Annotated in this window: 27 protein-coding genes; 6 read left to right on the plus strand and 21 right to left on the minus strand. The window is 65.7% G+C overall.

Features of this window, described 5'->3' with window-relative positions:
- Nucleotides 1–45 precede the first annotated feature (45 nt).
- From B2585_RS14610 to B2585_RS14620, 3 genes are read right to left on the minus strand one after another with little or no spacing between them, the layout of a single operon-like run.
- A complete protein-coding gene (locus B2585_RS14610) occupies nucleotides 46–375 on the minus strand; it encodes a hypothetical protein (RefSeq protein WP_292024583.1) in 330 nt (109 codons plus the stop codon).
- Nucleotides 372–1067 carry a DUF599 domain-containing protein gene (locus B2585_RS14615; RefSeq protein WP_292024585.1) on the minus strand — a complete coding sequence of 232 codons (696 nt, stop codon included), beginning with the start codon at nucleotides 1065–1067 and terminating at the stop codon, nucleotides 372–374. The genes B2585_RS14610 and B2585_RS14615 overlap by 4 nt, the downstream gene beginning before the upstream one ends.
- Nucleotides 1067–1477, minus strand: a complete 411-nt coding sequence (locus tag B2585_RS14620; protein WP_292024589.1) for a CopD family protein — start codon at nucleotides 1475–1477, stop codon at nucleotides 1067–1069. The genes B2585_RS14615 and B2585_RS14620 overlap by 1 nt, the downstream gene beginning before the upstream one ends.
- A 101-nt stretch (nucleotides 1478–1578) precedes the next feature.
- On the opposite strand from B2585_RS14620, the gene B2585_RS14625 reads away from it, so the two are divergent.
- From B2585_RS14625 to B2585_RS14650, 6 genes are all read left to right on the plus strand, one after another.
- Nucleotides 1579–3009, plus strand: coding sequence for an FAD-linked oxidase C-terminal domain-containing protein (locus B2585_RS14625; protein WP_292024591.1), 1431 nt, complete (start codon nucleotides 1579–1581; stop codon nucleotides 3007–3009).
- An 87-nt stretch (nucleotides 3010–3096) separates the two neighbouring features.
- Nucleotides 3097–4224: an FAD-binding protein gene (locus tag B2585_RS14630; RefSeq protein WP_292024593.1), complete on the plus strand. Its 1128-nt coding sequence runs from the start codon at nucleotides 3097–3099 to the stop codon at nucleotides 4222–4224.
- Nucleotide 4225: 1 nt separating this feature from the next.
- Complete coding sequence (glcF, locus tag B2585_RS14635; RefSeq protein WP_292024595.1) at nucleotides 4226–5512, plus strand: glycolate oxidase subunit GlcF; 1287 nt, start codon at nucleotides 4226–4228, stop codon at nucleotides 5510–5512.
- A gap of 80 nt (nucleotides 5513–5592) precedes the next feature.
- Complete coding sequence (locus tag B2585_RS14640; protein ID WP_292024597.1) at nucleotides 5593–6420, plus strand: trypsin-like serine peptidase; 828 nt, start codon at nucleotides 5593–5595, stop codon at nucleotides 6418–6420.
- A gap of 136 nt (nucleotides 6421–6556) precedes the next feature.
- On the plus strand, nucleotides 6557–7012 hold the full coding sequence (locus B2585_RS14645; RefSeq protein WP_292024599.1) for an Hsp20 family protein: 456 nt from the start codon (nucleotides 6557–6559) through the stop codon (nucleotides 7010–7012).
- 157 nt (nucleotides 7013–7169) lie between these two features.
- Nucleotides 7170–7691, plus strand: coding sequence for a globin domain-containing protein (locus B2585_RS14650; protein WP_292024601.1), 522 nt, complete (start codon nucleotides 7170–7172; stop codon nucleotides 7689–7691).
- Nucleotides 7692–7792: 101 nt separating this feature from the next.
- On the opposite strand, the gene B2585_RS14655 is transcribed toward B2585_RS14650, so the two are convergent.
- From B2585_RS14655 to B2585_RS14740, 18 genes are all read right to left on the minus strand, one after another.
- On the minus strand, nucleotides 7793–9271 hold the full coding sequence (locus B2585_RS14655; RefSeq protein WP_292024602.1) for an NAD-dependent succinate-semialdehyde dehydrogenase: 1479 nt from the start codon (nucleotides 9269–9271) through the stop codon (nucleotides 7793–7795).
- 88 nt (nucleotides 9272–9359) lie between these two features.
- A complete protein-coding gene (locus tag B2585_RS14660) occupies nucleotides 9360–9914 on the minus strand; it encodes a hypothetical protein (protein ID WP_292024604.1) in 555 nt (184 codons plus the stop codon).
- Nucleotides 9915–9973: 59 nt separating this feature from the next.
- On the minus strand, nucleotides 9974–10966 hold the full coding sequence (locus tag B2585_RS14665) for a P1 family peptidase (RefSeq protein WP_292024606.1): 993 nt from the start codon (nucleotides 10964–10966) through the stop codon (nucleotides 9974–9976).
- 67 nt (nucleotides 10967–11033) lie between these two features.
- On the minus strand, nucleotides 11034–11774 hold the full coding sequence (locus B2585_RS14670; protein WP_292024608.1) for a glucose 1-dehydrogenase: 741 nt from the start codon (nucleotides 11772–11774) through the stop codon (nucleotides 11034–11036).
- Nucleotides 11775–11841: 67 nt separating this feature from the next.
- Nucleotides 11842–13008 carry a winged helix-turn-helix domain-containing protein gene (locus tag B2585_RS14675; RefSeq protein ID WP_292024610.1) on the minus strand — a complete coding sequence of 389 codons (1167 nt, stop codon included), beginning with the start codon at nucleotides 13006–13008 and terminating at the stop codon, nucleotides 11842–11844.
- A gap of 114 nt (nucleotides 13009–13122) precedes the next feature.
- Nucleotides 13123–14574 carry an aldehyde dehydrogenase family protein gene (locus B2585_RS14680; protein WP_292024612.1) on the minus strand — a complete coding sequence of 484 codons (1452 nt, stop codon included), beginning with the start codon at nucleotides 14572–14574 and terminating at the stop codon, nucleotides 13123–13125.
- Nucleotides 14567–16153, minus strand: a complete 1587-nt coding sequence (locus B2585_RS14685) for an ABC transporter ATP-binding protein (protein ID WP_292024614.1) — start codon at nucleotides 16151–16153, stop codon at nucleotides 14567–14569. Before B2585_RS14685 ends, B2585_RS14680 begins: the two co-directional genes overlap by 8 nt.
- Nucleotides 16150–16971, minus strand: a complete 822-nt coding sequence (locus B2585_RS14690) for an ABC transporter permease (RefSeq protein WP_414674059.1) — start codon at nucleotides 16969–16971, stop codon at nucleotides 16150–16152. Before B2585_RS14690 ends, B2585_RS14685 begins: the two co-directional genes overlap by 4 nt.
- Nucleotides 16968–17915, minus strand: coding sequence for an ABC transporter permease (locus B2585_RS14695; protein ID WP_292024616.1), 948 nt, complete (start codon nucleotides 17913–17915; stop codon nucleotides 16968–16970). Before B2585_RS14695 ends, B2585_RS14690 begins: the two co-directional genes overlap by 4 nt.
- A gap of 274 nt (nucleotides 17916–18189) precedes the next feature.
- Nucleotides 18190–19659, minus strand: a complete 1470-nt coding sequence (locus tag B2585_RS14700; RefSeq protein ID WP_292024618.1) for an ABC transporter substrate-binding protein — start codon at nucleotides 19657–19659, stop codon at nucleotides 18190–18192.
- Between the two features lie 121 nt (nucleotides 19660–19780).
- The gene (locus B2585_RS14705; protein WP_292024620.1) at nucleotides 19781–20458 is read right to left on the minus strand and encodes a DUF1523 family protein; all 678 of its coding nucleotides are present in this window, start codon (nucleotides 20456–20458) and stop codon (nucleotides 19781–19783) included.
- Nucleotides 20459–20465: 7 nt separating this feature from the next.
- Complete coding sequence (locus B2585_RS14710) at nucleotides 20466–20741, minus strand: hypothetical protein (RefSeq protein ID WP_292024622.1); 276 nt, start codon at nucleotides 20739–20741, stop codon at nucleotides 20466–20468.
- A 2-nt stretch (nucleotides 20742–20743) separates the two neighbouring features.
- Entirely contained in the window at nucleotides 20744–22093 is a 1350-nt protein-coding gene (locus B2585_RS14715) for a DUF6638 family protein (RefSeq protein ID WP_292024623.1), read from the minus strand.
- 139 nt (nucleotides 22094–22232) lie between these two features.
- Nucleotides 22233–22568 (minus strand): hypothetical protein, encoded by a 336-nt coding sequence (locus B2585_RS14720; protein ID WP_292024625.1) that lies wholly within the window; start codon nucleotides 22566–22568, stop codon nucleotides 22233–22235.
- Nucleotides 22565–24499 (minus strand): AAA family ATPase, encoded by a 1935-nt coding sequence (locus B2585_RS14725; RefSeq protein WP_292024627.1) that lies wholly within the window; start codon nucleotides 24497–24499, stop codon nucleotides 22565–22567. The genes B2585_RS14720 and B2585_RS14725 overlap by 4 nt, the downstream gene beginning before the upstream one ends.
- A gap of 111 nt (nucleotides 24500–24610) precedes the next feature.
- Nucleotides 24611–25753, minus strand: coding sequence for a hypothetical protein (locus tag B2585_RS14730; protein ID WP_292024629.1), 1143 nt, complete (start codon nucleotides 25751–25753; stop codon nucleotides 24611–24613).
- Nucleotides 25746–25979, minus strand: coding sequence for a hypothetical protein (locus B2585_RS14735; RefSeq protein WP_292024630.1), 234 nt, complete (start codon nucleotides 25977–25979; stop codon nucleotides 25746–25748). The genes B2585_RS14730 and B2585_RS14735 overlap by 8 nt, the downstream gene beginning before the upstream one ends.
- The gene (locus tag B2585_RS14740) at nucleotides 25972–26187 is read right to left on the minus strand and encodes a hypothetical protein (protein ID WP_292024632.1); all 216 of its coding nucleotides are present in this window, start codon (nucleotides 26185–26187) and stop codon (nucleotides 25972–25974) included. The genes B2585_RS14735 and B2585_RS14740 overlap by 8 nt, the downstream gene beginning before the upstream one ends.
- Between the last annotated feature and the right edge of the window lie 2 nt (nucleotides 26188–26189).

The following is a 26189-nucleotide window of genomic DNA, read 5'->3' on the forward strand; positions in this document are numbered from 1 at the left end:
GAAAGAACCCGGGTCCAGCGCCCGGGTTTTTTCATGGGTCAGGGGCTAGCGGCGCTCGACGGGATGGCGGTCCTCGCCCCACCCATCGACAAGGCACCGCGCCCGCACCGTAAGCGGGCCGTCGGGCACGTTGTCCAACGTAAGCGAACGCGTGAAGGGTTGCTCGTCCACATGCGGATGGGCCAGCTCCCGGATACCCAGCGACGTGCCGTCCGGCCCGAACACCTCCCACGCATCGGCATAGTGATCCCACCCCTCGTCCGGGTGGGCGAGGGTGACATGCACCGTGTTCCCCTCGACCCACGCGGCGTCCACCTCGGGTATCTCGGCGAAGGCGGGCAGGGGCAGAAGGGCGAGGATCAGGGCAGGTTTCATTCGGGGTCCGGGGTCAGAAGTGTCGCACGGGATTTCGACGCGAATTCCCGCCGCCACAACACCACGAAAGTCCCGACCGTTGAAATCAACAGGGCGAGAGGACCGAGGAACCACGCGAGAGCGGCCATCGCGAAATAGATCGCGCGCAGACCCCGGTTGTAACTGCGCGCGGCGTTGATGTTGATCTCGGCCGCCTTGGCCGCCCGAGGGTAGGCGGCGGGATCGTCGGGGTCGTTGGGGACCGACGCCATGACCACGGCGCAGTAGCCGAACAACCTGTGCGCCCAGACGAAACCAAGGAAACCGGAGGCGACCAGCAGGATCACCACGAGGATCTTGGCCTCCCACACATGCTCCGGCGCGGTGGCGGCGGTCAGGTCGGTGGCCACGCCCTCCAAACGGTCGGTATTGCCCAGAAGCGCGAGGCCCCCGCCGATTGAAATCATGCAGGCCGAGGCGAAAAAGGTCGTTCCCTGCCGGAGCGAAGCCAGCACCGAGCTGTCGAAGATGCGCGGCTGACGCGTAACGTACTGGACGAGCCAGTCACGCCGGTACTGCTTCATCACACGCGACGTGGAGGGGCGCTTGTCCGAGGAATGCTCGATCATCCAGCCGATCAACTGCCAGCCCGCGATGAGCACCGCGAAGGCCACGGCGTCGAACAGGGTGAACCCGGCGAGGAACGGCGGCATCAGAACGGCTTTGCCACGACGGCCCAGAGCACGGCGATCACGACCAGCACCGAGACCTCGTTGAAGATGCGCAGATAGCGGTCCGTCCGCTCGAATTCTCCCCGCTGCGCCTTTATGACGAGCCGTCCGGTCCAGACGTAGTGCGCCGCGAGCAGGACCACGAGGCCAAGCTTCAGCCAGACCCAGCCGGGAAAGCCGATGTCCCAGGCCATCCACAGCCCGGTGATCGCGGCGATGACGCCCAAACCGGCCGAGAACCGGTAGAGTCGGAAGGTCAGGTCGCCGATCGGCCCCTGGGCCGCATGGCGGTCCCAATCACGTTTCCAGTAGATGATCGCGCGGGGCACGGCGAAAATCGACGTCATCCAGCCCATGACGCAAAGGATGTGTATGATCTTGACCCATGTCATGGTGCGAGATGACCCCTTTCGGGACAGAAGCGCAAGACCGCTTGCAGGTTTGATTCAGACGCGCATGCGCCCTATGACAGGCGGACCAAGGGAGGTGCTCCATGCAGATGCCAGACCCCCGCGAGGACATCCTCGCGAAGAAGGACAGGATCGTCGCCCGTCTGCGCGAGGTGCTGCCGTCCGACGCCGTGATCGACGACGGGATCGAGCTCAAGGCCTATGAATGCGACGCCCTCTCGGCCTATCGCTGCCCGCCGCTCTGCGCGGTGTTGCCCGCCTCCACCGAGGAGGTGAGCGCGGTGATGAAGGTCTGCCATGACGAGGGCGTTCCGGTCGTGCCGCGCGGGGCGGGCACATCGCTCGCCGGTGGGGCGCTGCCCACGGCGGACAGCGTGATCCTTGGTGTCGCGCGGCTGACCGAAGTGCTGGAGGTGGATTACGCCAACCGCTTCATCCGGGTCGAAGCGGGGCGAACCAACCTCGCCGTGACCGGCGCGGTCGAGGCAGATGGATTCTTCTACGCCCCCGATCCGTCGAGCCAGCTGGCCTGTGCCATCGCGGGCAACATCGCGATGAACTCTGGCGGGGCGCATTGCCTCAAATACGGGGTGACGACGAACAACCTTCTGGGCGTCAGGATGGTGATGGCCGATGGCGAGGTCGTCGAGATCGGCGGCGCGCATCTCGACGCGGGTGGTCTCGACCTTCTGGGTCTCGTCTGCGGCTCGGAAGGACAACTGGGTATCGTGACCGAGGCCACCCTGCGCATCCTTGCCAAGCCCGAAGGCGCGCGGCCCGTGCTGATCGGCTTTGATTCCAACGTCGTTGCGGGCGCCTGCGTGTCCGACATCATCAAGACCGGCATTGTGCCGGTCGCGATCGAATTCATGGACCGCCCCTGCATCGAGGCGACCGAGGCCTTCGTCCACGCGGGCTACCCGGATTGCGAGGCGCTCCTCATCATCGAAGTGGAAGGCAGCGAGGCCGAGATCGAGGACCAGCTTGGTCGTATCGTCGCCATCGCCGAACGCCACAACCCGGTCCAGATCCGCGAAAGCGGCTCCGCCGAAGAAAGCGCGCGCATCTGGCTGGGGCGCAAGTCGGCCTTTGGCGCGATGGGGCAAATCAACGATTACATGTGCCTCGACGGGACCATCCCTGTGGGCGAGTTGCCTCATGTGTTGCAGCGTATCGCGGAGCTGTCGGAGCATTACGGTCTGCGTGTCGGCAACGTGTTCCACGCGGGCGACGGCAACATGCACCCGCTGATCCTCTACAATGCCAACGAACCCGGGCAGCTTGAAAAATGCGAGGCGATGGGGGCGGATATCCTCAAGCTCTGCGTCGAGGTCGGCGGCTGTCTGACCGGCGAGCATGGCGTGGGGGTCGAGAAGCGCGAATTGATGGGGACGCAGTATTCCGACGTGGACCTCGATGTTCAGATGGCGGTGAAGGACGTGTTCGACCCAGACTGGATCCTGAACCCGGCCAAGGTCTTTCCGCTGGGCGTGAGCGCGGCGCGGCGCGGCTGAATTTCGCCCGGGCTTGCGCCCGGTCGACCCGCTGGGGGAGGCCAGCCTCCCCCAGACCCCCTCCGAGGTATTTATGGACCAGAGAAGATGAAGCGGATTGAGAGTGAAGCCGAACTGGCCGATGTGATCGCGGGGGCGAACGGTGCGCTTCGTGTGAAGGGCGGCGGGACGCGGGACGTGGGCGCGCCGGTCGTGGGTGAGGTGCTCGAGGTCGGGATTGCCGGCGTGACGCTTTACGAGCCGGGCTCCTTGACGCTGGTGGTCGGGGCGGGAACGCCTGTGGCCGAAATCGACGCGCTGCTGGCAGCGGACGGTCAGCGGCTGGCCTTCGAACCGATGGATCACCGGGTGCTGCTGGGCACGACAGGCGCGCCGACCATTGGCGGCGCGGTCGCGGCCAACGTGTCGGGTCCGCGGCGGATACAAGCCGGCGCGGCGCGGGATTTCACGCTGGGCGCGCGGTTCGTGGACGGTGCTGGGCGGGTGGTCAAGAACGGCGGCCGGGTGATGAAGAACGTGACAGGCTATGACCTCGTGAAGCTCATGGCCGGGTCTTGGGGCACGCTCGGGGTTTTGACGGAATTGAGCCTGAAAGTACAGGCCATGCCCGAGGTGCAAGCAACGCTGGTGGCCGATGGCCTGAACCCGAAGGACGCCGTGGCGAAACTGTCAGCGGCTCTCGGTTCGCCCTTCGACGTGACCGGGGCAGCGCATCTGGTGGGCGGGCGCACGCAGGTCCGGCTGGAGGGGCTGTCTGGCGCCGTGTCTTACCGCGCGAAGGCCTTGCAGGACGGTGCCCTCGCCGGGTTCGAACTGGTCGAGGGCGCAGCGAGCGCGGCGCATTGGGCCGAGGTGCGCGATGCCGCCCCCCTCGCCGCGACGACCGGGGCCATCTGGAAGGTGAGCGTGAAGCCGGGGGACGCGCCTGGGATTCTCGACGCGCTGGGGTCTCGGGTGGCTGGCGCGATCCTCGACTGGGGTGGGGGGCTCATGTGGCTCGCCCTGCCCGAAGAGGGCGACTGCGGCGCCGGGGCGATCCGCACGGAGCTTGCCCGCACAGGCGGTCACGCGACACTCGTCCGGGCCGGGGCCGAGACGCGTGCGGCGGTGCGTGTGTTCCAGCCGGAGCCCACGCCCATCGCGGCGCTGAACCGGCAGCTCAAGGCGAAATTTGATCCCCGGGGCCTGCTGAACCCCGGTCTCATGGGGGTGTGACGTGCAGACCTTTTTCTCGGACGACCAGCTTCAGGACCCGGGCATCGCCCGTTCGAACGAGATCCTGCGTGCCTGCGTGCATTGCGGGTTCTGCACGGCGACCTGCCCGACTTATCAGGTGCTGGGCGATGAACTCGACAGCCCCCGCGGGCGCATCTACCTCATCAAGGACATGCTGGAGAACGACCGGCCGGCGGATGAGAAGACCGTCAAGCACATCGACCGGTGCCTGTCCTGCCTTGCCTGCATGACGACCTGTCCGTCCGGGGTGCACTATATGCACCTCGTTGACCACGCACGGGTGCATATCGAGAAGACCTACAAACGCCCCCTTATGGACCGGATGCTGCGCTGGACGCTCGCGCGCATCCTGCCTTTTCCGGGGCGCTTCCGGCTCGCGCTTCTGGGAGCCAAGATCGGCAAGCCGTTCCGGCGGTTCGTGCCGGACGCGCGTCTGCGGGCCATGCTTGCGATGGCGCCCAAGCAGATCCCGCCGGTCAGCCGCAACGACGATGCACAGGTGTTTCCGGCCATCGGCGCGCCCAAGAAGCGCGTTGCGTTGATGACCGGCTGCGCGCAACGGGCGCTGGACACCGACATCAACGACGCGACCATCCGGCTCCTGCGTCGACTGGGCTGCGAGGTCGTCGTGGCCAAGGGGCAGGGGTGCTGTGGCGCGCTGACCCATCACATGGGCAAGGAGAAAGAAGCGCACGGAACCGCGGCCCGGAACATCCGGGCATGGACGCGAGAGATGGATGGCGAGGGGCTGGATGCCGTCGTCATCAACACCTCCGGCTGCGGCACGACCGTAAAGGACTATGGCCACATGTTCCGGACGGGCGACATGGCCGAAGACGCGGCCCGGGTGTCGGCGATTGCGATGGACGTCTCGGAACTCCTCATGCAGCTCGACCTGCCGGAGGGGGCCAAGGGGATGCGCGTGGCCTATCACGCGGCCTGTTCGCTTCAGCACGGCCAACAGATCAAGACCTACCCCAAGGACCTGCTCAAGCGCGCGGGGTTCGAGGTGGTGGAACCGGCTGACAGCCACCTGTGCTGCGGCTCGGCGGGCACCTACAACCTGATGCAGCCGGAGATCTCGGCACAGCTCAAGGCCCGCAAGGTGCGCACGCTGGAGGCCAAGACGCCCGAGGTCATCGCGGCCGGAAACATCGGCTGCATGATCCAGATCGGCAGCGGGACCGAGGTGCCTGTGGTCCACACCGTCGAACTTCTCGACTGGGCGACCGGCGGACCGCGCCCGCGTAAGATGTCGGCGGACTGATCCCGGCGCACGGGTCACATTTTCGCCCAGAACGCGGTGTATCCCGGTTTGCAAAGAGACAGCAGGCCGAGGCCCTTTCCATGATCCGATTGATTGCCGCCCTGTTGGCACTTGCTGCGACGCCTGCTGTTGCCGAGCCCTCCGAGTTACGCGCGCTGATGACGGCGAACGACAGCAAGGGCTGGGAAGCGGTCGGGCGGCTCAATATCGCGGGCGAGGCCTTCTGCACCGGCGCATTGATCTCGGAGACCATCGTGCTCACCGCGGCCCATTGCGTCTACGACTCCGATACGGGCGAGCAATATCCGGCCAACAGCATCGACTTCCTTGCAGGTTGGCGCAACGGGCGCGCGGTCGCCTATCGTGGCGTGCGGCGGCTCGTGGTGCACGAGGATTACGACTTCAACGGCGAAGACAATACGCGCCGTGTGGCGAGCGACATCGCGCTCCTCGAACTCGATCAGCCTATCCGCAAATCCAACGTCTCGCCCTTTCCGGTGGGCGAGTGGCCGCGTAAGGGCGACGAGGTTGGCGTCGTCTCCTACGCCCGCGACCGTGAGGACATGCCGTCGCTTCAGGAAACCTGCAAGGTTCTTGGCCGTCAGGGCGGATCGCTCGTGATGAATTGCGACGTGGATCACGGCGCTTCCGGCGCGCCGATCTTCATGATCCAGTGGAACCGCCCGGTGGTGGTGTCGGTGGTGTCGGCCAAGGCCCACGCGGGCGATCTGCCGGTCTCGCTCGGCACGAGCCTCGGGGACGAGATCGACGCGCTGAAGATCGCGCTGGCCAATTCCGACGGGATATTCACCCATGTCGCCGCCCCGGTGCCGGCCTCGACCCCCAAGGTCGTGCGTCGTGACTCGGGCGCCGCTTCGACCGCGAAATTCCTGCGCCCGGCGGACTGAAAGCCGCGCTCGCAGGGTCTTGAACCCCTCCGAACCGATCCTAAATGAGCTTCACGGACGCCGATGACCGGGTCCGTGACCGCGCCTGTCCCATGTCGGGAAGGCCACCCACGTTATTGCTCAGATGAGGATGACCATGCGTAATATCGATATGCAGCCGCTTTACCGTGCCACCGTCGGCTTCGACCAGTTCGCCGAACTCATGGATCGGGTGTTCGCAAACGACGTGAGCCGCGAAAGCTACCCCCCGTACAACATTGAAAAGACCGATGACGATTCCTGGCGCATCTCGGTCGCCGTCGCCGGCTTCACCGAGGCCGAGCTCGCCGTTGAGGTGAAGGAAAACGCTCTCGTGATCTCGGCCCGCAAAGCCGACGAGCAGGAGAAGAAGACCTACCTCCACCGCGGCATCGCCACCCGTGCGTTCGAGCGTCGCTTCCACCTCGCCGACCATGTGAAGGTGACCGGGGCCACCCACGAGAATGGGATGCTCCACATCGACCTCGTGCGCGAAGTGCCCGAAGCGCTGAAACCGCGCCGGATCGAGATCGCCAAGGCGGACGACATCGACGGAAAGGCCATCGAGGCCTGATCGACGCCGATTTGAAAGTACGACGCGCGGGTTTCGGCCCGCGCGTTTTTGTTTCCGCTTGAATCAAATGCGCGGAAACTGCCCGGCGCGGCTTACCCACTCTTAACGAGAAGCGTGAAACATCGGCCCCAGTCCGAGTGTAGAGAGGAATGGGGATATGACATCGCAGAACGCGGGCCTGATACGGGCCAGCCTGACCGAGTTGTTTCCGCGGCGTGAAGAGTTTGCAGAGCGTTTTTATGAACGGTTTTTCGAGCAGGCCCCGCAGGTGCGCCGCATGTTCGTGCATGACAGCGAAAAGCAGAAACTCATGCTTTACGCGGCCATCGCCATGACCATGCGCGGCCTCGAATCCGAGCGGGTGCTGCATTCCGAACTCATGGCCTTCGGCAGCCGCCACGCGCGCCTTGGGGTCAGGGAGGAGCATTTCCCGATTTTCGGCTCGGCCTTCCTTGAAACCCTGATCCATTTCCTGCCGCAATGGGATCACCCTGATCTCGCACGCGCCTGGTGGGGCGCGTTCACCGATATGTCCACGCCGATCATTGCGGGCCTGAAGGCGGAAATCGCTGTCATGACGGCTGAGCGGAAACTGTTCACGGGCGAAGGGGTGGAGTCTCCGGTCATTGTCCTCGGGCGCCGCCTCGAAGACCACTACGCGCACAACAGGCTGCACTGACACCACGCAAGGGCGGTGTCCGCTCTTGATGCGTCGCCCTGTCCGCCACGACGGGTGCCCCCAGCATTGGGCCTGCGCGCTCCGTCGAATTGATGCGGTGCTCAGACGGCCATGCAGATGTACTTCATCTCAAGGTAATCCTCGATCCCATGGCGCGACCCTTCGCGGCCCAGCCCGGATTGCTTTACACCGCCAAACGGCGCCACCTCGGTCGAGATGATCCCTGTGTTCACGCCGACGATCCCGTATTCCAGCGCCTCGGCCACCTTGTAGACCCGGCTCAGATCCCGCGCATAGAAATAGCTGGCCAGGCCGAAGATCGTGTCGTTGGCTTTCTGGATCACGTCCTCTTCGTCGGTAAAGCGGAAAAGAGGGGCGAAGGGGCCGAAGGTCTCCTCGGTTGCGCAGGCCATCTCCTGCGTCGCGCCCTTGACGATGGTCGGCTGATAGAACAGCCCGCCAAGATCATGCGGCGCACCGCCAAGGATCACCTCGCCACCCTTGGCCGTCGCATCCTTCTGATGCGCCTCCACCTTCTCCATCGCCTTTTCGGTGATGAGCGGTCCCAGGTCGGTCTCTTCCGACAGCCCGTCACCCACGGTGAGCTTGCCCACCGCCGTGGCGAATTTCTCGGCGAAGGCGTCGTAGACGCCGTCCTGCACATAGATCCGGTTGGCACAGACACAGGTCTGCCCGTTGTTGCGGAACTTACAGGCGATGGCGCCCTGCACGGCCGCGTCGAGGTCGGCGTCGTCAAAGACGATAAAGGGCGCATTGCCACCCAGCTCCATCGAGCATTTCATCACCTGGTCGGCGGCCTGTCCCAGAAGGATGCGCCCCACTTCGGTCGACCCGGTGAAGGTGAGCTTGCGCACCGCCGGGTTCTCGCAGAACTCCTTGCCGATCTCGGAGGAACGTGACGACGTTACGACGTTGAACAGGCCCGCAGGCAGCCCCGCGCGCTCGGCCAGAACCGCGATGGCGAGCGCGGAGAGCGGCGTTTCCCCGGCAGGCTTGGACACAAAGCCGCACCCCGCGGCGAGCGCCGGGCCGCATTTGCGGGTAATCATCGCGTTCGGAAAATTCCACGGCGTGATCGCCCCGACCACGCCCACGGGCTGCCGGATCACCATGAGCCGCTTGTCGGGTTGGTGGCCGGGTATCGTCTCGCCGTAGACCCGCTTGCCCTCCTCCGCGAACCATTCGACGAATGAAGCGCCATAAGCGATCTCGCCCTTGGCTTCGGTCAGCGCCTTGCCCATCTCGGCAGACAGAATCGTGCCGAGGTCATCCTGGTTCTCCATCATAAGGTCGAACCATCTGCGCAGGATGTTCGCGCGCTCCTTGGCGGTCCTGGCCTGCCATCCCTTCTGTGTTTCGGCCGCCGCAGCGATGGCGCGGGCGGTTTCGTCACGCCCCAGATCAGGCACCGTGCAGATCACGTCACCACGCGACGGGTTCGTCACCTCGTAGGTCGCCCCGTCGTCGGCGTCGATCCAGTCGCCAGCCACAAAGGCTTTGGTCACGAGAAGGGACGGGTCTTTCAGAAGCCCGGCAAGGTCTGTGGTGTCGCGCGGCATGGCGTCCTCCATTTTTGGACAAGTCTACGGGTTACGCTGTGCGGCGTAGTCCTGCCCTCGTCAACGCCAGTGCCGCGCCGGTCGTTCCTCAGCCGCCGAAATCCGAAAGCGCCTTGAAGTCCATCGTCTTGAGCGCCTCCATCACGATGGCAGAGTCACCGCCTTCGGCCCGCACCAGGATGCGACCGTCGATCAGGCCCGTGATCTCGTCGTCATCCACGATGAACTTTTCGCGCCCCACGCGCTCGACCTTCATGCCGAGCATGGCGGCGTTGGCCAGCATCCCGCCGAAAGCGGTGACCATCGGATTGTCGACCATGATCGAGATCGAGAACCGATCGGACCCGTTGGAATAGGTCCCTTCGGTCCCGACGCCGCCGCCCATCATCGCCATGCCGGTGCCCATGTCGGTGTCCACCTCGAGCTCATAGCCTGCGGGTGGCTCCGGCAGGAACTGCTCGAGCGCGGTGGTCTTCATCGCGCGCATCAGCGACTTGGCGTAATCGAGCTCCTCGATGGCATAGCTGATGTCGCCCTCTTCATAAGCCTGAAGAGCAGAGGACAGCGTATCGGTTACCTCGTCGGCAAGTGCGGGCGCGGTTGCGAGGGCGAAGATTGCGGTCAGGGTCGAAAGGCGGGTCATGATGGGCTCCCAATGGCTGCTGAAATTCGGTCAAGTGTCGGGCGAGTCTGCCCTTCGGGTCAATCTCCGCCGTACCGCGCCCGCCATGTGGGGAGGAGGTCGCCCTGCGCCGGGGACGCGTGGTAGACGCCTCGCGCGATGGCACGGGCGAGGCAGGTTGCCGCCGCATGTCCCAAAAGCATCGGGTCGATGGCCGGGTCCGTGAGCGCTTGGGCACCGGTCGCGACCCCGAACACGAGGTCACCGTCATGCGGCGTGTGGCTCGGGTGGATCGCGCGGGCCATACCGTCATGGGCGGCCACGGCAAGCCGCGTGGCCTGCGCCTGCGTCAGTGCTGCATCCGTGGCGACGATGGCGATGGTGGTGGCGGTGCGCAGCGTGAGCTTGGTCACGGGCAGGGCGCCGGGATCGAACCCGGTCACACCGCCGCGCCCCCCGAACTCACCATCGAATTCCCACGGACCCGCCCAGAATTGCCCGTCCGGGCCGGTGACGCCCCCGACCGGGTTCACGGCGACCAGCGCCCCAACGGTCACACCATTGTCCAGAACGAGCGAGGCCGAACCGAGCCCGCCCTTGATCTCCGCCGTCAGCGCCCCGGTGCCCGCGCCGACGCTGCCGAGGTCGAACGCCTCGGCCGCTACGTCCAACGCCGCGCGCCCGAGGGCCTTGTAAGGGTTGTCGGCCCAGTCCTTGTCGCCGCCGTTGATGAGGTCAAACAGGATCGCTCCCGGCACGATCGGCACACGCTGATCCCCGACGGCGAACCCCCGACCCGCCGCGCGCAGCGCATCCGCGACGCCCGATGCCGCGTCGAGGCCAAAGGCCGACCCGCCCGACAACACCAGCGCATCTACCTCCTGCACGGTCTTGTCCGGTGCCAGAAGGTCCGTCTCCCGCGTCCCCGGTGCCCCGCCCATGACATGCACCCCCGCGACGAACGGTGCATCGCCGACCAGAACGGTCGCGCCTGTCTTGATCGCGGCGTTCGATGCGTTGCCCACCTTGAGGCCCGCAACATCGGTGATCAGGTTTCGCGGTCCGGGTCGCATCGTCGTCCTCTTCTCTGTTTCAAAAAACCTCACGGGGGTCCGGGGGTGTGAAACCCCCGGTCCGCCCTCAGATGCAGCGCCCGCCGTCGACTTCCATCGCGACGCCCGTGACCATGCTCGCCTCGTCCGAGCACAGGAAACAGGCGGCGTTGCCCATATCCTCGGGCGTCGAGAACCGGCCCAGCGGGATCGACGAGATGAACTTCGTGCGTATCTCCGGTGTGTCCTCGCCCATGAAGGACTTTAGGAGCGGTGTTTCCCCCGCAACCGGGGCCAGTGCGTTCACCCGGATGCCGAAGGGGGCAAGCTCGACCGCCATCGTCTTGGTCGCCGTGATCATCCAGCCCTTCGAGGCATTGTACCAGTTGAGGTTCGGGCGCGGGCTGAGCCCGGCGGTGGAGGCCACGTTCAGGATCGCGCCTTTGCCCGCGGCCTTCATGCCCGGCACGAAGGCGCGGGCCATGAGATAGACCGATTTGCCGTTCACCGCGAAGACCCGGTCGAACTCGTCCTCGTCCACCTCTTCCATCGGCTTGGGCAGGTGGGTGATGCCCGCGTTGTTGACGATGATGTCGATGTCACCAAGCGCATTACGGGCGGCGTCGGCAAAGGCGTTGACGGACCCGGCCTTCGACACGTCCACGGTCAGCGCGACGCCACCGACTTCGGCGGCCATGGCTTCGGCAGCCTCGGCGTTGATGTCCGCGACGCAGACCTTCGCGCCCTCGGCTGCGAATTTCCGCACGATCCCGGCGCCGAAGCCGGAGCCACCGCCGGTGACGATGGCTGTCTTTCCCTCTAGCCGCATCTGGCCCTCCCGATTTTTGGGCGAGCGTGGCCCGGATCGGGGGCGGGGGCAAGAGGCGCCGCAGCCCTCAGCGTGCGCCCGGCCCTTCGCAGCGCCACGTCACAGCGGAAAGGCCACCAAAGCGCGCGAACCGGTCGAGCTCGGCGTCCAGCCGCCCGCGCCGCCCGGCCCCCCAGCGCACACCGGGTTCCGGCCAGAACCCGGACACGGCCAGTATCCCCGCCGCCTTGTCCGCCTTCGCCTCCAGCCGCCCGACGAAACGATCGCCTTCCAGAAGGGGATAGACGTAGTAGCCATGAATGCGCTTGGCCTGCGGCACGAACATCTCGTTGCGGTAATGAAACCCGAAAAGACGCTCGGTGCGCGCCCGGTCCCGGAACGCCGGGTCGAACGGGTTGATGATGCGGATGCGGCTGGAGGGCTCCGGCAGGTGCGGCAGGCGCTCCAGGTGGCCGGGATCGGCGACGCAGGACACCACGCCCGCGTCCGCACAGGCCATGTCGACCGGCACCACGTCATGGCGGGCGATCCAGTCACGCGCCTCAGCGGGGCTGGTCGCCCCCCAGAAACGGTAGATCTCGCCTGGCGAGGCGATCCCGATCCTTGCGAGCGCCGCGGCATGCAGGGCGTCGGCCTGTGCCGCCTCGCTGCGCCCGTGGTCGATCCGACCCAGCACCCGCTCGCCCAGATCGTAGAATTTCACGAACCCCTCTCGGTGCGACGTGGCGAGCGTGCCCGCGTACCACATCTGATCCAAAGCCTTCTTGTGCGGCGGGCGTGCCCACATCTCGCGGCTCTCCACCTTTGTGTCGAAGGCGTGGGTAGAGAGCGGCCCCTCCTGTTCAATACGGTTTCGAATGGCCGCGATCTCTGCTTGCGCCAACCCGGATTGATACCACTCTCCGCGCGCCGCCCGCGCACCCAGCCGCACGAACTGCCTGTGCCAGTCCGGCAGCACCTCGCGCGGGATGAGCGAGGCGTCGTGGGTGAAGTGTTCGAACAGGTCACGGTTGGCCAGATGCCGCCAGACCCGGTCCTCGCGATAGGTTTGCGAGCGGGACCACAGGATATGGTCCTGCGCGCGCACCACATTGCGGATCGTGTCGATCTGGAGAAACCCGAGGTCGCGGATGATGCGCATGACATCGGGTTTTCGTGTCGGCGGGGTGAGCAGGCCGTGGGCGGCCAGCCACAACCGACGAGCGTCGCGGTTTGTGAGGCGCGTCGGGGTCACTGGTGTTTCGCCCACTGCCCGGCCCGACCCGCCGGGGGAGGCGCTGCCTCCCCCGGACCCCCTCCGAGGTATTTTCGGACCGAAGAAGGGGGCAGCGCGCGCGCCCGGCGCGGATCAACCATGTTTCGCGGCAACCGTTTTCAGTGTCGAGAATCCGTAAAGCGCCTCGAACCCCTTTTCGCGTCCGTGGCCGGACTTGCCGACCCCGCCAAAGGGAAGCTCGACCCCGCCGCCGGCGCCGTAGTTGTTGATGAAGACCTGTCCGGCCTTGATCGCCTTCGCCATGCGCATCTGGCGCGCGCCATTTTCCGTCCAGACGGAGGCGACGAGGCCGTAGTCGGTGCCGTTCGCGATGGCGATGGCCTCCTCTTCCGTGTCGAAGGGGATCGCGACCTGCATCGGGCCGAAGATTTCCTCCTGCGCGAGCGGGTGGTCCGGGGGCACGTCCGCGAAGAGCGTGGCGGGCACGTAATGCCCACCCTCAGGTGCGCCCTCGGCGATGGCGCCCATCCCGGCCACGCGCAGGTCGCGCCCCTTATCGAGGTAAGTTGTCACGATCTCTTTCTGCTTGGCCGAGATGAGCGGGCCGAGGTTGGCGTCGGTGCGCGCCGGGGCCGAGACCATCGCGTCGTAGCGCGCCCCCATGCGTTCCACCAGGTCCTCATAGACCGGGCGCTGGATCAGGACGCGGGAGGAGGCCGAGCAGGTCTGGCCCGCGTTCTGGATGCAGGCACCCACGAGGAAGGGAAGCGCCGCGTCGAGGTCGGCATCCGCGAAGACGATCTGGGGCGACTTGCCGCCGAGTTCCAGCGTGACCTGCACCACGTTCTTCGCCGCGGCCGCCTGCACCAGCGCGCCCACGCCCACCGAACCGGTGAAGCTGATGTGATGCACGCCCGGATGGGCGGTGAGCGCGGCGCCCGCCTCCTCGCCGAGCCCCGGCACCACGTTCAGCGCGCCGGGCGGCAGTCCCGCCTCTTCCGCCAGTGCCACGAAGGCCAGCGCGGTGAGGCAGGCCTCTTCTGCCGGTTTCAGCACGCAGGCATTGCCCATGGCGAGCGCCGCGCCCACCGAGCGTCCGATAATCTGCATCGGATAGTTCCACGGCACGATATGCCCCGTCACCCCATGCGGCTCGCGTAAGGTGTAGACGGTGTAGCCGTCGAGATAGGGGATCGTCTCGCCATGCACCTTGTCGGCCGCGCCCCCGTAGAACTCCATGTACCGCGCCAGCGCCACCGCGTCGTTGCGCGCCTGGGTGAGCGGCTTGCCCACGTCCGTCGCCTCGATGATCGCGAGGTCGTCGAGCCGGGTTTCCACGAGTTGACCGATCCGGGTCAGGATGCGCCCGCGCTCCAGCGCGCTCATGTGCCCCCACACGCCGTCGAGCGCGGCTTGCGCAGCTGTCACCGCCGCGTCGATATCCTCGGCCGTGCCGCGCGCGATGGAGCCGATCACCTCGCCCGTCGAGGGGTTTTCAAGGTCGATCTGACCGCCCCCCGCAGGCGCGCGCCACTCGCCGCCTATGTGAACCTGTGTCGCGTCATACCAGAGATGGTCACGCATGCTTGGCCTCCTGCCAGTCTTCGGGGATGCGCGGCGTGGCCGCGATGAGTTGCCGGGTATAGGGGTGCTGCGGCGCGTCGAACACCGTCTGGGTCACGCCGGCTTCCACGATTTCGCCCGCCTTCATCACCATGACCCGGTCCGTGACCGCCCGCACCACGGACAGGTCGTGCGAGATGAAGATGTAGCTCAGCTTATGTTCCGCCTGCAAATCCGAGATCAGGTCGAGGATCTGCGCCCGGATCGATACGTCCAGCGCGGACACAGCCTCGTCCAGCACGATCAGGTCGGGCCGTGTGATCAGCGCGCGCGCGATGGCGATGCGCTGGCGCTGGCCGCCGGAAAACTCGTGGATGTAACGGTCCATCGCGTCCGGGTTCAGCCCGACATCCTCAAGCACCTGCGCCACCCTTTCACGCCGGTCCGCCGGTGGTGCGGGCATGAGGTGGAAGGGTTCGGCCACCAGCCGCTCCACCCGCCAGCGCGGGTTGAACGAGGCATAGGGATCCTGGAACACGACCTGAATGCCGGACCTGAGCGCATTGGGGAAGTCGGGGCCAACACGGTGATCGAAGGCCCGGATCTCGCCGCCCTGCACCGGGTCGAGGCCGAGGATCGCGCGCGTCAGCGTGGATTTGCCACAGCCGGATTCACCCACGAGGCCAAGGCTTTCGCCTGCGTGAAGCTGAAAGCTGACCGCGTTCACGGCGCGGAACGGATCGCCGCGTCCGAACACGCCCTTGCGCGGGCCCGGATACTCCCGCACCACGTCCGTGAGGTCGAGGATCGGGTCCTCGGGCGGGAGAGGGCGGCGTTCGGGCTGGTGCGCTGTCGCGGCGAACAGCCGCTTGGTATAGGGATGCTCCATCGCGCGAAACAGCGGCTCCGTCGCCCCCGCCTCGACGATTTCGCCCTCCTTCATGACCGCCACATGGTCCGCCATCCCTGCCACCACGGCGAGGTCGTGGGTGATGAGGAGGAGGGACATGCCCAGCTCGTCCACCAGCTCGTTCAACAGGTCGAGGATCTGCGCCTGTGTCGTCACGTCGAGCGCCGTGGTCGGCTCGTCCGCGATCAGCAGTTCGGGCGAAAGCGCGATGGCCGTGGCGATGGCCACGCGCTGCCGCTGCCCGCCCGAAAGTTCATGGGGGAAGCGCGAAAGCGGGAAGCGGTCGGGCGGCAGGCCGACGCGGGTGAGCTTCTCCGCCGCGATCTCCCGCGCCTCGGCGCGTGACGCCTTGCCATGTACGATGAGCGTCTCAGCCACCTGGTCGCCGATCGTCTTGACCGGGTTGAGCGCGGTCATCGGCTCCTGAAAGATCATGCCGATCCGGTTGCCGCGAATGTCGCACATGCGCCGCTCGGGCGTGTCGAGCAGGTTTTCATCCCCCATCATGACGCGCCCCGACACCTCGGCCCCGCGTGGCAGCAGACCCATGATCGCCAGCGCGCTCATCGACTTGCCCGACCCGCTTTCGCCCACCAGTCCCGTTACCTTGCCCGGCGCGATGTCGATCGAGACCTCGCGCAGGATCGCCTCGCCGTGGATCGAGACCGACAGATCCTCGCACCGGATCATCCGCGCTCCCTCCTCAGTCGGGGATCGGTGAGGTCGCGTAGCCCGTCACCCATGAGGTTGAGACCCAGCACCATCGCGACGATGGCGAGGCCGGGCCACATGGCGAGGCGCGGGGCGGAATAGATCATCGTCTGTGCCTCCGACAGCATCCGCCCCCAGCTTGGCGTGGGCGGCTGTGCCCCAAGGCCGATGTAGGAAAGCGCCGCCTCGGCAAGGATGCCCAGCGAGAACTGAATGGTCCCCTGCACGATCAGCAGGTTCAGGATGTTTGGCAGGACGTGCTCGATGCTGATGCGCGCCTTGCCCTTGCCCGCGACACGCGCCGCGAGGATATAGTCCAGCGTCCAGAGGCTTAGCGCGCCCCCGCGTGTCACGCGGGCGAAAACGGGGATGTTGAAGATGCCGATGGCGAGGATCGCGTTCACTGCCGAGGGGCCGAAGACGGCGGTGATGAGGATCGCGATGACGAGGGACGGAAAGGCGAAGACAAGGTCGTTGCCCCGCATGATGATCTCGTCCAGCAGGCTCCCGCGCGTCGCCGCGGCGACGAGGCCAAGCGGCACGCCGATGACGATTCCGATCCCCACGGCAACGATGGCGACGGCGAGAGAGGTGCGCGCGCCGACCATGAGCATGGACAGGGTATCGCGCCCGAAGTGATCGGTGCCCAGCCAGTAGGTTGCCGAAGGCGCCTGAAGCTTGTCCGAGATATTGAGCGCGGCCACGTCATGTGGCGTCCAGATGAAGGACGCGAGCGCCACGACAAGGAAAAAGGTCGACAGGATCGCCCCGGCGATGAGCGTCGCGGGCACCCTCATCGCTTACGCCTCAGCCGCGGGTCGGCGGCAGCATATGCGATGTCGACGAGGAACGTGACGAGGATCACCGCGAAGACGAGCAGCATCACGAGGCTCTCGACCACGATCAGGTCGCGTTGCGTGATGCCCTGAAAGATCAGCCGCCCGAGGCCGGGCAGGTAGAACACGTTCTCGATGATGATCGCGCCTGCCAGCAGGAAAGAGAACTGAAGACCGATGATGGTCAGCACAGGGATCAGCGCATTGCGCAGCGCGTGTCGCACCGTGGCCTGCCGCCGGGTCAGCCCCTTGGCGCGCGCCGTGCGGATGTAATCCTGACCCAGAGTCTCGATCAGAGCCGAGCGCATCACCCGCGCAAGGATCGACGCCTGCGGGAGCGCCAGCGCCACGGCGGGCAGCGTGAGCGCCTTCATCCCGACCCACAGCCCCGCGTCCCAGCCCGGAAAGCCGCCGGCCGAAAACCAGCGCAGCGTCACGGCGAAGACCAGGACCAGAAGCATGGCGAACCAGAAATTCGGAACGGCAATGCCAAGCTGCGTCGCCCCCATGATCCCGTAATCCCCGACCGAGCCGCGCGTCGCCGCGGCAATGACACCGACCGGAATCGCGATGACCGTGGACAGCACCAGCGCATAAAGGGCGAGCGGCACGGACACCTGCAGACGCTGGGCCACCAGCTCTGCCACCGGCACCTTGTAGGTATAGGACACGCCGAAATCTCCGGTCAGCATCCCGCCGAACCACGCGAGGTACCGGGTGAAAAGCGTGCCATCGAGCCCCATCTGCTCCCGCAGCGCCGCCACCGCCTCGGGACTCGCGTTCAGGCCCAGCATGAACGCCGCCGGGTCGCCGGGAATGACCTCGATCACGGCGAAAATCACGACCGACGCCACCAGAAGCGACAGCGCGAGGGACAGGGCACGGGTGAGGGCGAACCGCAGCATGGGGGGAGCCTAAGCCGCCTCAGTTCGGGGCGAAAGAGGGATTGCGCCCCTTCATCGCGACCCCGGGTCCGTCTTCTCTGTTCCCCAAATACTTTGGGGGTAGACCGGACTTGCCCCGCAAGTCCGGTCGAGGGGGCCAGCCCCCTCACCGCGGCGACCCGCCGAAGGCGGGGCGGCGCAAGACCTGCGCGCGCGCCAGCGCGCTCCGTTTGGGAACCTCCCACGAAAAAGGGCACCGGATTGCCCCGGTGCCCCCACGTTCATAACAGCCGGATCACTCGGTCCAGCGCACGTCCGTCAGGTCGTTGGCCTGCGTGGGCGCATTCTCCCACAGACCCTCGATCTTCGCGTTTTTCACGCCCGCCTTTGCGAGCTGGAAGAGATAGGCGTTGACGTAATCCTCCGAGATCATCCGCTGCGCGGCCTGGTTCAACTCGGTCCGCTTCGCCGGGTCCGACGTCACCGAAAGCTCCTGGATCAGCGCCTGGAATTCGGCATTGTCGTACTGGAAGTAGTACTCGGGCCGGGCGTAGATATTGATGTCGGCAGGCTCCGTGTGGCTGACGATGGTCAGGTCGAAGTCCTTGTTGCCGAACACCTGCTCAAGCCATTGCGCCCATTCCAGGTTGGTGATCTCCGTCTCGATCCCCACCTCGCGAAGCTGGCTCGCGATGATCTCGCCCCCGTTGCGGGCATAGCCCGGGGGCGGCAGCATCAGCCGCAGGGTAAGGTCGGTCGCCCCGGCCTCTTCCAGCAGGGCCTTGGTCTTTTCCGGATCGTAATCCGACATGCCGGTCAGATCGACGTAGTCCGGGTTATGCGGCGCGAAATGCGTGCCGATGGGTGTGCCGTAGCCGAACATGGCCCCGTCGATGATGTCCTGCCGATTGATCGCGTGGCTGATCGCTTCGCGCACCTTCACGTTGTCGAGCGGCGGCTGCTGGTTGTTCATGGCGAGGATCGTCTCGCCTTCGGTCGATCCTACGACCACCTCGAACCGCGGATCGTTCTCGAACTGGGACAGAAGCTCGACCGCCGGGAAGTTCGGGAAGGCGTCCACGTCGCCCGCCATCATTGCGGCGAAGGCGGCGTTGCCGTCCGAGATGAACTTGAACGTCGCGGTCGACAGCGCGACCGGATCGCCCCAGTAGCTGTCGCTGCGCACGAGGGTGACATGGTCGCCCTGCACCCACTCGCTGAACTCGAACGGGCCGGTGCCGATCGGGGTGGTTGCCAGTTGCTCGACGGTTTCCGGCGCCACGATCACCGCATCGCCCCAGGCCATGTTGAACGGGAAATTGCCGTTGGGCTCCGCCAGCGTGATCTTCACGGTCAGCGGGTCCACCGCCTCGACGCTCTCGATCCCCTCGAACAGTGCCTTCTGCGCATTGGTGGAATCCCCGGCCCGCGCGCGGTCGAGGCTGAACACCACGTCCTCGGCGGTCATGTCCGAGCCGTCGTGGAACGTCACGCCCTCATTGAGCATGAAGGTATAAACGGTGCCGTCCTCGCTCACCTCCCAGCCCGAGGCGAGCGCGGGCTGGACCGAGCCGTCCGGGCCGAAGCGCGTGAGGCCTTCGAACACATTGGCATAGACCACTTCGTCTATGGCCGCGGCGGCCCCGCCGGTCGGGTCGAGGTTGGGCGGCTCGAGCACCATTCCAACGGTGATCGTATCCTGTTGCGCCAGCGCCGGGCCGGCCAGCAATGCCAGGGCGGCGGCGCTCATTTGCAGGTGTCTCATGATGTCTCCCTCTTGGTTCGCTTTGCGCGTTGTCCCCATAGAAGGGGACGCGCAGAGTCGTGACAAGGCACATTCGGCCAGAGGGTGACGCAACGTCAACAGGTTGCGGAGGTGGAAGCCGTTACTTTCCGGTCCAGCTTCTCCACCAACGGCTCACCCGCCCGCGCCGTTCGTCGGCGTATGCGTCGACCTTGTCCCAGGCATCGCGCCCGTCCTGCATCCGCGGATCTATGGCGCGTTCCCGGAACTGCCGCCACATCGCCCGGATGAACAGGGCGGCGGCAGCGAGGAAGATGAAGAAGAAGATGTTGAACCACGGAACCACCGTGACGTTCGGACCCTCCACGGGTTTGATCGCGATCATGTTGGGATAGATCGTGAAGAACCGGTTGCGCCAGCCATAGCGGGTGATGACCACCCATTGCTCGTTGCCGGGCGCCGATACATTGGCCAGCGCCTCGGCCTGAAGGTCCGAGGAATCGAACTTGAAATAGGGCGGCCAGATCCACCCCGTATCCTCGTTGCGATAGACGAACACCCGCTCGCTGTCGCGCCGGATGAACCCCAGCAGCATCGTGCGCTTCTTCACCGTGTTGATCAGCCGGACGTCACGCGTCGGCATCTCGGTATTGGCGCTGTCGGACTGGGCATAGAACGGGCGGTTGAGCGAGGAGAAATCCATGCGGATGATCTCGGTCCCCGTGATCCGGGCCACGTCGTGACGCGGCAGCACATAGTGCAGGAGCAGCGCGAAGGCGACGACGAGGATGGTCAGGATCGTATTGCGGACATAGCGCATGAGGGCCTCAATTCGCGTTTGTAATGTAGAGCACGACGCCGACGAACAGCGCGGGCACGACGTATATGAGCAGGAGCAGCTTCGGCCGGATCGAGTCGTTGTAGTCGATCATGCCCTGCGTGATGAAGGTCTGGCGCTCGGTCTTGGACCCGCCGTCCGGATGATCGGCGTCCCATTCCTTCTCCAGCTTCTCGTGCCGGACCGAGCGGGAGTACCACGCGACGGCGAGGTAGACCACGCTGCACAACAGAAACAGCAGGACGATCAGTCTGAGCAAAGCCATTTTTACCTCCTGACGGCGCCCCAGGGGCCCACGAGATCGATTATATCGTCTTTGGGGGCCTGTGAAACCGGTTTGGCCGGCGGCTCCTCACCCCCGAAAAGCGCTTCGCGTGCACCGGCCTTGTTGGCGGCGTAGTCACGGTAGAGGAATTCGGCCACGTATTCTTTCTTCGCGTCGGGCCAGTCGGCGTAAGCCGCGTAGAACGCCTGCTTGTGGCAGATGAACAACTGCCGGATGTCGAGAGGGGCCAGCTCCGACAGCATCATGTTGATGAGGTCGCGGTCCGGGTGATCGGGCCGGGCGCGCAGGGTGTAGAAATAGCTATCGTCATCGCTCGCGATCCGGGGCCACTTGCCACCGTTCAGCGCCCAGCGGACAAGCTGGTTCAGCTTGAGGAACTCCTCTGGCAGGTCCGACCCCATGCGTTGCGCCAGCCGGTGCAGCGCCCGGTGGTCCATCCCGTCGATCTCGACGCCCTTCGTGGTCGCCGCGTCGACGAGGATGAAATCCATCTTCTGTCTCAGGATCGCCGCGCCATCCACGCCGCGCGCCTTGATGATCGGCTCGACCAGCTCGTTCACCTCGAGAAACGCCGCGATCCCGTTGCGGTCGGCAAAATCCAGCGTCGTCTCGATCGGCAGCACACCAAGCGGGTCTTTGTCCCCGACCGCGATCACGGCCGGCTCGGCCACGTCGCGAAAGACGTAGAGACCACCGAACAACGCGGTCCAGAAGTTGTCCTGCTGATAGGTGGGCCGTTCAATGTCGATGGGTTGGCGCGTCACGTCGCCGGTCTGCTTGGCCAGCCCGATCATCTCGGCGATGAGCACGTCGTCGAACCAGGCGTCCTCGGCGCTTTGAAACCGTTCGATCTTGTCGGCCAGCGCACGGGCGTTCTTCACATGGCTCTGCGTGGTATCCGCGTTCACGGTAATCGTGCGGATGTCGAGCAGCCGCGCGGCCTCGGACGCCTCGAACACCGAATTGTCCAACTCCCCCGCCACCGCGTCATGGGCGGTCAGCGCAAAGAGCTTGGCCTCGTTCTCCTCGATGAACTGGCGCAGGATACCCCGTGAGGTGGAGAACTTGGCATTGAGCAGCGGCGCCGAATTCTGCTCGGTGGTCAAGATGATGAACAGCCGGTTCACGCCGTTGGGGTTGAGGTAGAGGTGATCCCCCAACGCCTCGCCCACCTCGTAGGAATAGCCAGAGATGTCGATATGAAACTCGTCAAGCTCGGTGCGCTTGCCGGTCAGACCATGAAGCGCCCGGTTATACCGCTCGATGAGCGCCGGGCTGTCCACCCGGATCAGGTTCCCGAACATCAGGCCGCGTTGGATGAGGCGTTTCATATGACGCGCTCCCATATCCTTTGACACCCGCCGGGCCGCTTGCGGCCCGGTGAGCGCCCGAACCGCCCCCTCGGGGCGGGCGCTTCCCGCCCACCCCAGCGGTCCGGGCGCGCACCTATGTTGCCAAGGACCCCCACCATCACCGCCCCTTCCGAGCCCGCATGAAGCTCACGAAGAACGACCCGACATAGGCGGCGATCACGGCCAGCGTCCCGGCATAGGTCACCATCTGCAACTGCCCGCCACAGACCGAAAGCGGGTCGAGCCCGGCCCAGGCGTAGATCCACAGCGACACCACGGCGAAGCGCGCGCCGAGTTGCAGCACGACGAGCGACACGACGATCACGCCGAGGATGATCCATGCGTTCGGCTCGCCCATCCGTGCCGTCATCCGGCCCAGAAACCATGCGGCCACCGCCACCACGATGGCGAGCACGACGCCCAGCCCGACGGCATATCCGCAATCCATCATCATCCCTTGCTCTCCACATAGCGCCGCTTGGCTTCTTCCGTGATCCCGAACTCGCGCACCATCTTTTCGATGGCAACCTCGTCGGACTTGTCGGCATACCGGAATTCGCTGTCGGCGTAGCGGTTGATCTCCTGAATGACCATCTCGATCGTGATCGGCTGGCGCAGTTCCTCGATCATCCCCTTCTTTTCGTCATAGGATTTGAACAGGAACAGATCGGGCTCCTCCATCCATTCGTCGGGGAGTTCAAAGTCCATCGCGCGGACCTTCACCGCGTCGGTGATGTTCTTGATCGCCCGCCCCGTGAAACGCGGATCGGCCTCCTGGATACCCTTAAGGTATGTCCCCAGCTTGGCGATGGTGTCGAGCGTGCCAATGTCCCCGGACACCCGCTCATACACCGTGAGCAACCCGTCCTCATGCGGCTTGGAATGGCTCTCGAACGACGCCGCGACCGCCTTCTTGATCTCCTGCGCCTCGTAAAGCGCGTGATCGCCCAGCGGGATGTCGTGGTTCTTGCCCATCAGCAGGGCGAGGATGTCGATGTAATCATCCCGCGTCTTGGGCCCGTCCACGAGGAACCGCGCCCCCGCCCTCTGGCGCAAGGCGTCGTCCACATTCTCGGGGTAGTTCGAGAACATGCCGAAGGTGCAGTTGCCGCGCACGACCGTATTGGCCCCCGCGAAGCTCTCCATCAGCACGGCGGTGATCTCAAGCTGCCCCGCCGACGACTGCCGGTCGCCACGCTTACCGGCCAGTTGGTCGATATCGTCGATGGTGCCGAAGCCGATCACGTTCGGGTCCACCACGTTGTTGATGAACGCCTTGGCGTTCTGCGCCGACTTGCCCTGATAGCTGTCGATGCTTTCCGTCGACAGGTTCTGATAACGGAACGGATAGCCCGCCACCTCGCAATAGCCGTGGATCAGCCCGGCCATCATCTGAATCAGGGTGGTCTTGCCCGTGCCCGGCATCCCGTCACCCATGAAGGTGAAGATGAAACCGCCAAGCTCGGCAAAGGGGTTCAGCTTGCGCTCGAAGTCATAGGCCATGAGCATCTTGGCCAGCTTCATCGCCTGATACTTGGCGATGTGGTTGCCGACCACCTGATGCGGCTTCTTGAACTGCATGGTCAGGGTCGATCCACGGGCGCGGCGCGAGGCTGTAAAACCCGCAATCGTGAAATCGTCCGCCTCGACGCGGTAGTTCGCGCCTGTGAACGGGGCCAGCCGCGGCGCAGTCTGGGCGCGCAGGCTCACCCGCTCCATCAACGCCTCGGCATGGGCCAGAACGGTCGCAACCAGCCGCCCCTCGTCCTCGGCATGGGTGGCGATGGACTGATCCAATTCCCACAGCGCCCCGTGCAGCGCGAGGAGTGCGTTGTCCGTCAGCACCTCTTCGACCCCGCCGACCTCGACCGACACCTCGCCCGCCTGACCGGCAAGCAGGAAGGCGGTCGCGTTGGCGAAGACCGACAGGACGATCAGGCTCTCGGCCGCCAGAAGCTCGGAAAAGGCCACCGACTTGTCGCGCGGCAGGCTCCCGGCAAGGTTTTCCTTCTTGAGCTCGGCCAGTTCCGTCTGCTGGGCATAGCCCTCGCCCATGGCGAGCGCGATGGCCAGCGCCCGGCGCAGCCCGTGCAGCACGCTTGCCTCGACGGGCGAGACCAGCGGATCGTCTCCGCCCACCGCCTCGATCCGGTCGACAAGCCGCACGCCCTCGGGCCGCGCCGTTGACCGTGTCACCAGCCCCGGCGTGGTCGACCGGAACCGCCGCCCGCGCGCCACGCCCGGCGAGCGTTCCACGGGCGCCTCGGCCCGCGCCTTGCCGATCCGGGGCGCGTGGTCGAAGCCTTCGAGCATCCCGCCCGCCGCGTCATAGTGGGCGCGGATCTCCTCCTCGGTGAGTTCCATCTGGTCAGCGGGCAGAGACATCCCAAATCCTCTTCTTCGGTCTACAAATACATCGGGGGTCCGGGCTGGTCATGTTCGGTTTCAAACATGACCCTGGCAGCGCCCACCCAACGGATCGGCGCGGCGAAACCCCTATGAATAAGACAAAACCTGCCCCCCCGGGCTTACAACGAATTTCCGCACGTCCCGGAACCCCGGTGGGTTCTTCTCGGCCAGCACCTGAAACGGGCGCTGCGGCAGGATCACAGCGCGGCTCATCCGGGTCGCGCCGGTGTCGGCGCCGCGCCCCGAGAACGGGTCCAGCGCGAAAATCTCGCGCTCCACGGTGCCGAACCAGCCGGATTTCTCCCGCTCCACGCGCTCGCTCTCAAGCTCTTCCAGTGTCCAGGCCAGCGCCCAGTCCTCGCCCTCCGGCGCGCGCGCCTCGGCCAGAACGTCGCGCAGCGGGCCGACCTGCCGGGTGTAGGCGTGGGAATACATCGGGCCGACGTGAATGCGACGCAGCCGCTTGGGGTGCAGATCGTCGAAATCCCGGTCGAAGCCGCTGGCGATGGTGACAAGCTTCAGCCCGCCCATGCTCTGCGCCATCAAATGACTCTGCACCTGCGGCCAGCGTGTCTCATCCTTGGGCAGCGCCGTGCGCCCGGTATCCTCGACTTCCATGAGGTAGATCGTCGGCAGGTTCTGCCCGCTGTCATAGACCGCCCAGTGGACCAAGTATTTGCGCCGCGGATCGCGCCCCTCCGCGACGTTCCCGAGCCAGACGGTGTCCGGGTCCATCTGCGGCCAGAACAGGTCGCCCTTGGCAAGTTCTTCGTAATAGAGCCGCTGGGACATCGCGTATTGCAGGCGGGTGGGGATGGTGAGCTTGCCCACGATCTCTTCGATCATCTCGTCCTTGAGCCGCGCGACGCTCGGCATGTTCTTGAGGTGCTTGATCGCCTGCGCCGCATCCGCCGACATCTGGAGCAGTTCGGCATGGATCGGAAACCCGCTCTCCTCGCGGTCGAAGGTGAGTTGCCCCGGCCCGGCGCCCTCGACCCGGCCCGACATGTGGTACTTGTTGGCCAGCGCCCGAAAGGTGAAGCCAAGGCTCACGACATAGCGCGCGATCACGGCGACCTCATCGCGCCCAAGGCTGCCCTCGGCCTCCATCTGCCCCGCGACCCGCGCCAGATGCCCGGTGATCGCCCGCCACTTGGCGAAGTAGCGGCGCGTCACCCGCGTGTCGGCGAGGTCGAGGTGATCCGAGGTGAGGTCGCTGGTTTCAGGCATTCCGGTTCCCGTCTTCGCGCCAGCGCCCGAGCCGCAACAGGCGCATGAGGCCCAGCGTCAGCGCCCCCAGCATCACGGCAAAGGCGATCCGGGCGAACCCGCCGTCGAGCAGGGGCGTCTCGCCGGTGACCACGGCAAGCGCGAATGTGCCGCCAAAGACCACGGCGACGATCAGCGCCCATTTCGCAAGGGTCACGGCGCGCCCGGATGCGGGTCTGTCACTCATCCGAGCCGGACCCCTGTCCGCGCGGACCGAGCGCGAGCCAGCGCATCATCAAAACAAAGGTCACACCTGCCACGACACCGCGCAGCACGCTCCCGCCGAGGCTCTGACCAAAGGGCAGGGCGTCCGCATAGAAGGCCAGCAACCCGCTGACCACGAAGGTCAAGACAATCGCGAGGCCCCAGCGGACGGATTTCGGCCATTGCCGCATCC

This window comes from Maritimibacter sp. UBA3975, assembly GCF_002384975.1.
In the GTDB taxonomy this organism is placed as follows: domain Bacteria; phylum Pseudomonadota; class Alphaproteobacteria; order Rhodobacterales; family Rhodobacteraceae; genus Maritimibacter.

Coding starts and splice junctions, on each gene's coding strand:
- B2585_RS14610 (WP_292024583.1), bottom strand. CDS start 375: ATGAAACCTGCCCTGATCCTCGCCCTTCTGCCCCTGCCCGCCTTCGCC.
- B2585_RS14615 (WP_292024585.1), bottom strand. CDS start 1,067: ATGCCGCCGTTCCTCGCCGGGTTCACCCTGTTCGACGCCGTGGCCTTC.
- B2585_RS14620 (WP_292024589.1), bottom strand. CDS start 1,477: ATGACATGGGTCAAGATCATACACATCCTTTGCGTCATGGGCTGGATG.
- B2585_RS14625 (WP_292024591.1), top strand. CDS start 1,579: ATGCAGATGCCAGACCCCCGCGAGGACATCCTCGCGAAGAAGGACAGG.
- B2585_RS14630 (WP_292024593.1), top strand. CDS start 3,097: ATGAAGCGGATTGAGAGTGAAGCCGAACTGGCCGATGTGATCGCGGGG.
- B2585_RS14640 (WP_292024597.1), top strand. CDS start 5,593: ATGATCCGATTGATTGCCGCCCTGTTGGCACTTGCTGCGACGCCTGCT.
- B2585_RS14645 (WP_292024599.1), top strand. CDS start 6,557: ATGCGTAATATCGATATGCAGCCGCTTTACCGTGCCACCGTCGGCTTC.
- B2585_RS14650 (WP_292024601.1), top strand. CDS start 7,170: ATGACATCGCAGAACGCGGGCCTGATACGGGCCAGCCTGACCGAGTTG.
- B2585_RS14655 (WP_292024602.1), bottom strand. CDS start 9,271: ATGCCGCGCGACACCACAGACCTTGCCGGGCTTCTGAAAGACCCGTCC.
- B2585_RS14660 (WP_292024604.1), bottom strand. CDS start 9,914: ATGACCCGCCTTTCGACCCTGACCGCAATCTTCGCCCTCGCAACCGCG.
- B2585_RS14665 (WP_292024606.1), bottom strand. CDS start 10,966: ATGCGACCCGGACCGCGAAACCTGATCACCGATGTTGCGGGCCTCAAG.
- B2585_RS14670 (WP_292024608.1), bottom strand. CDS start 11,774: ATGCGGCTAGAGGGAAAGACAGCCATCGTCACCGGCGGTGGCTCCGGC.
- B2585_RS14680 (WP_292024612.1), bottom strand. CDS start 14,574: ATGCGTGACCATCTCTGGTATGACGCGACACAGGTTCACATAGGCGGC.
- B2585_RS14685 (WP_292024614.1), bottom strand. CDS start 16,153: ATGATCCGGTGCGAGGATCTGTCGGTCTCGATCCACGGCGAGGCGATC.
- B2585_RS14690 (WP_414674059.1), bottom strand. CDS start 16,971: ATGAGGGTGCCCGCGACGCTCATCGCCGGGGCGATCCTGTCGACCTTT.
- B2585_RS14695 (WP_292024616.1), bottom strand. CDS start 17,915: ATGCTGCGGTTCGCCCTCACCCGTGCCCTGTCCCTCGCGCTGTCGCTT.
- B2585_RS14700 (WP_292024618.1), bottom strand. CDS start 19,659: ATGAGACACCTGCAAATGAGCGCCGCCGCCCTGGCATTGCTGGCCGGC.
- B2585_RS14705 (WP_292024620.1), bottom strand. CDS start 20,458: ATGCGCTATGTCCGCAATACGATCCTGACCATCCTCGTCGTCGCCTTC.
- B2585_RS14710 (WP_292024622.1), bottom strand. CDS start 20,741: ATGGCTTTGCTCAGACTGATCGTCCTGCTGTTTCTGTTGTGCAGCGTG.
- B2585_RS14715 (WP_292024623.1), bottom strand. CDS start 22,093: ATGAAACGCCTCATCCAACGCGGCCTGATGTTCGGGAACCTGATCCGG.
- B2585_RS14720 (WP_292024625.1), bottom strand. CDS start 22,568: ATGATGATGGATTGCGGATATGCCGTCGGGCTGGGCGTCGTGCTCGCC.
- B2585_RS14725 (WP_292024627.1), bottom strand. CDS start 24,499: ATGTCTCTGCCCGCTGACCAGATGGAACTCACCGAGGAGGAGATCCGC.
- B2585_RS14730 (WP_292024629.1), bottom strand. CDS start 25,753: ATGCCTGAAACCAGCGACCTCACCTCGGATCACCTCGACCTCGCCGAC.
- B2585_RS14735 (WP_292024630.1), bottom strand. CDS start 25,979: ATGAGTGACAGACCCGCATCCGGGCGCGCCGTGACCCTTGCGAAATGG.
- B2585_RS14740 (WP_292024632.1), bottom strand. CDS start 26,187: ATGCGGCAATGGCCGAAATCCGTCCGCTGGGGCCTCGCGATTGTCTTG.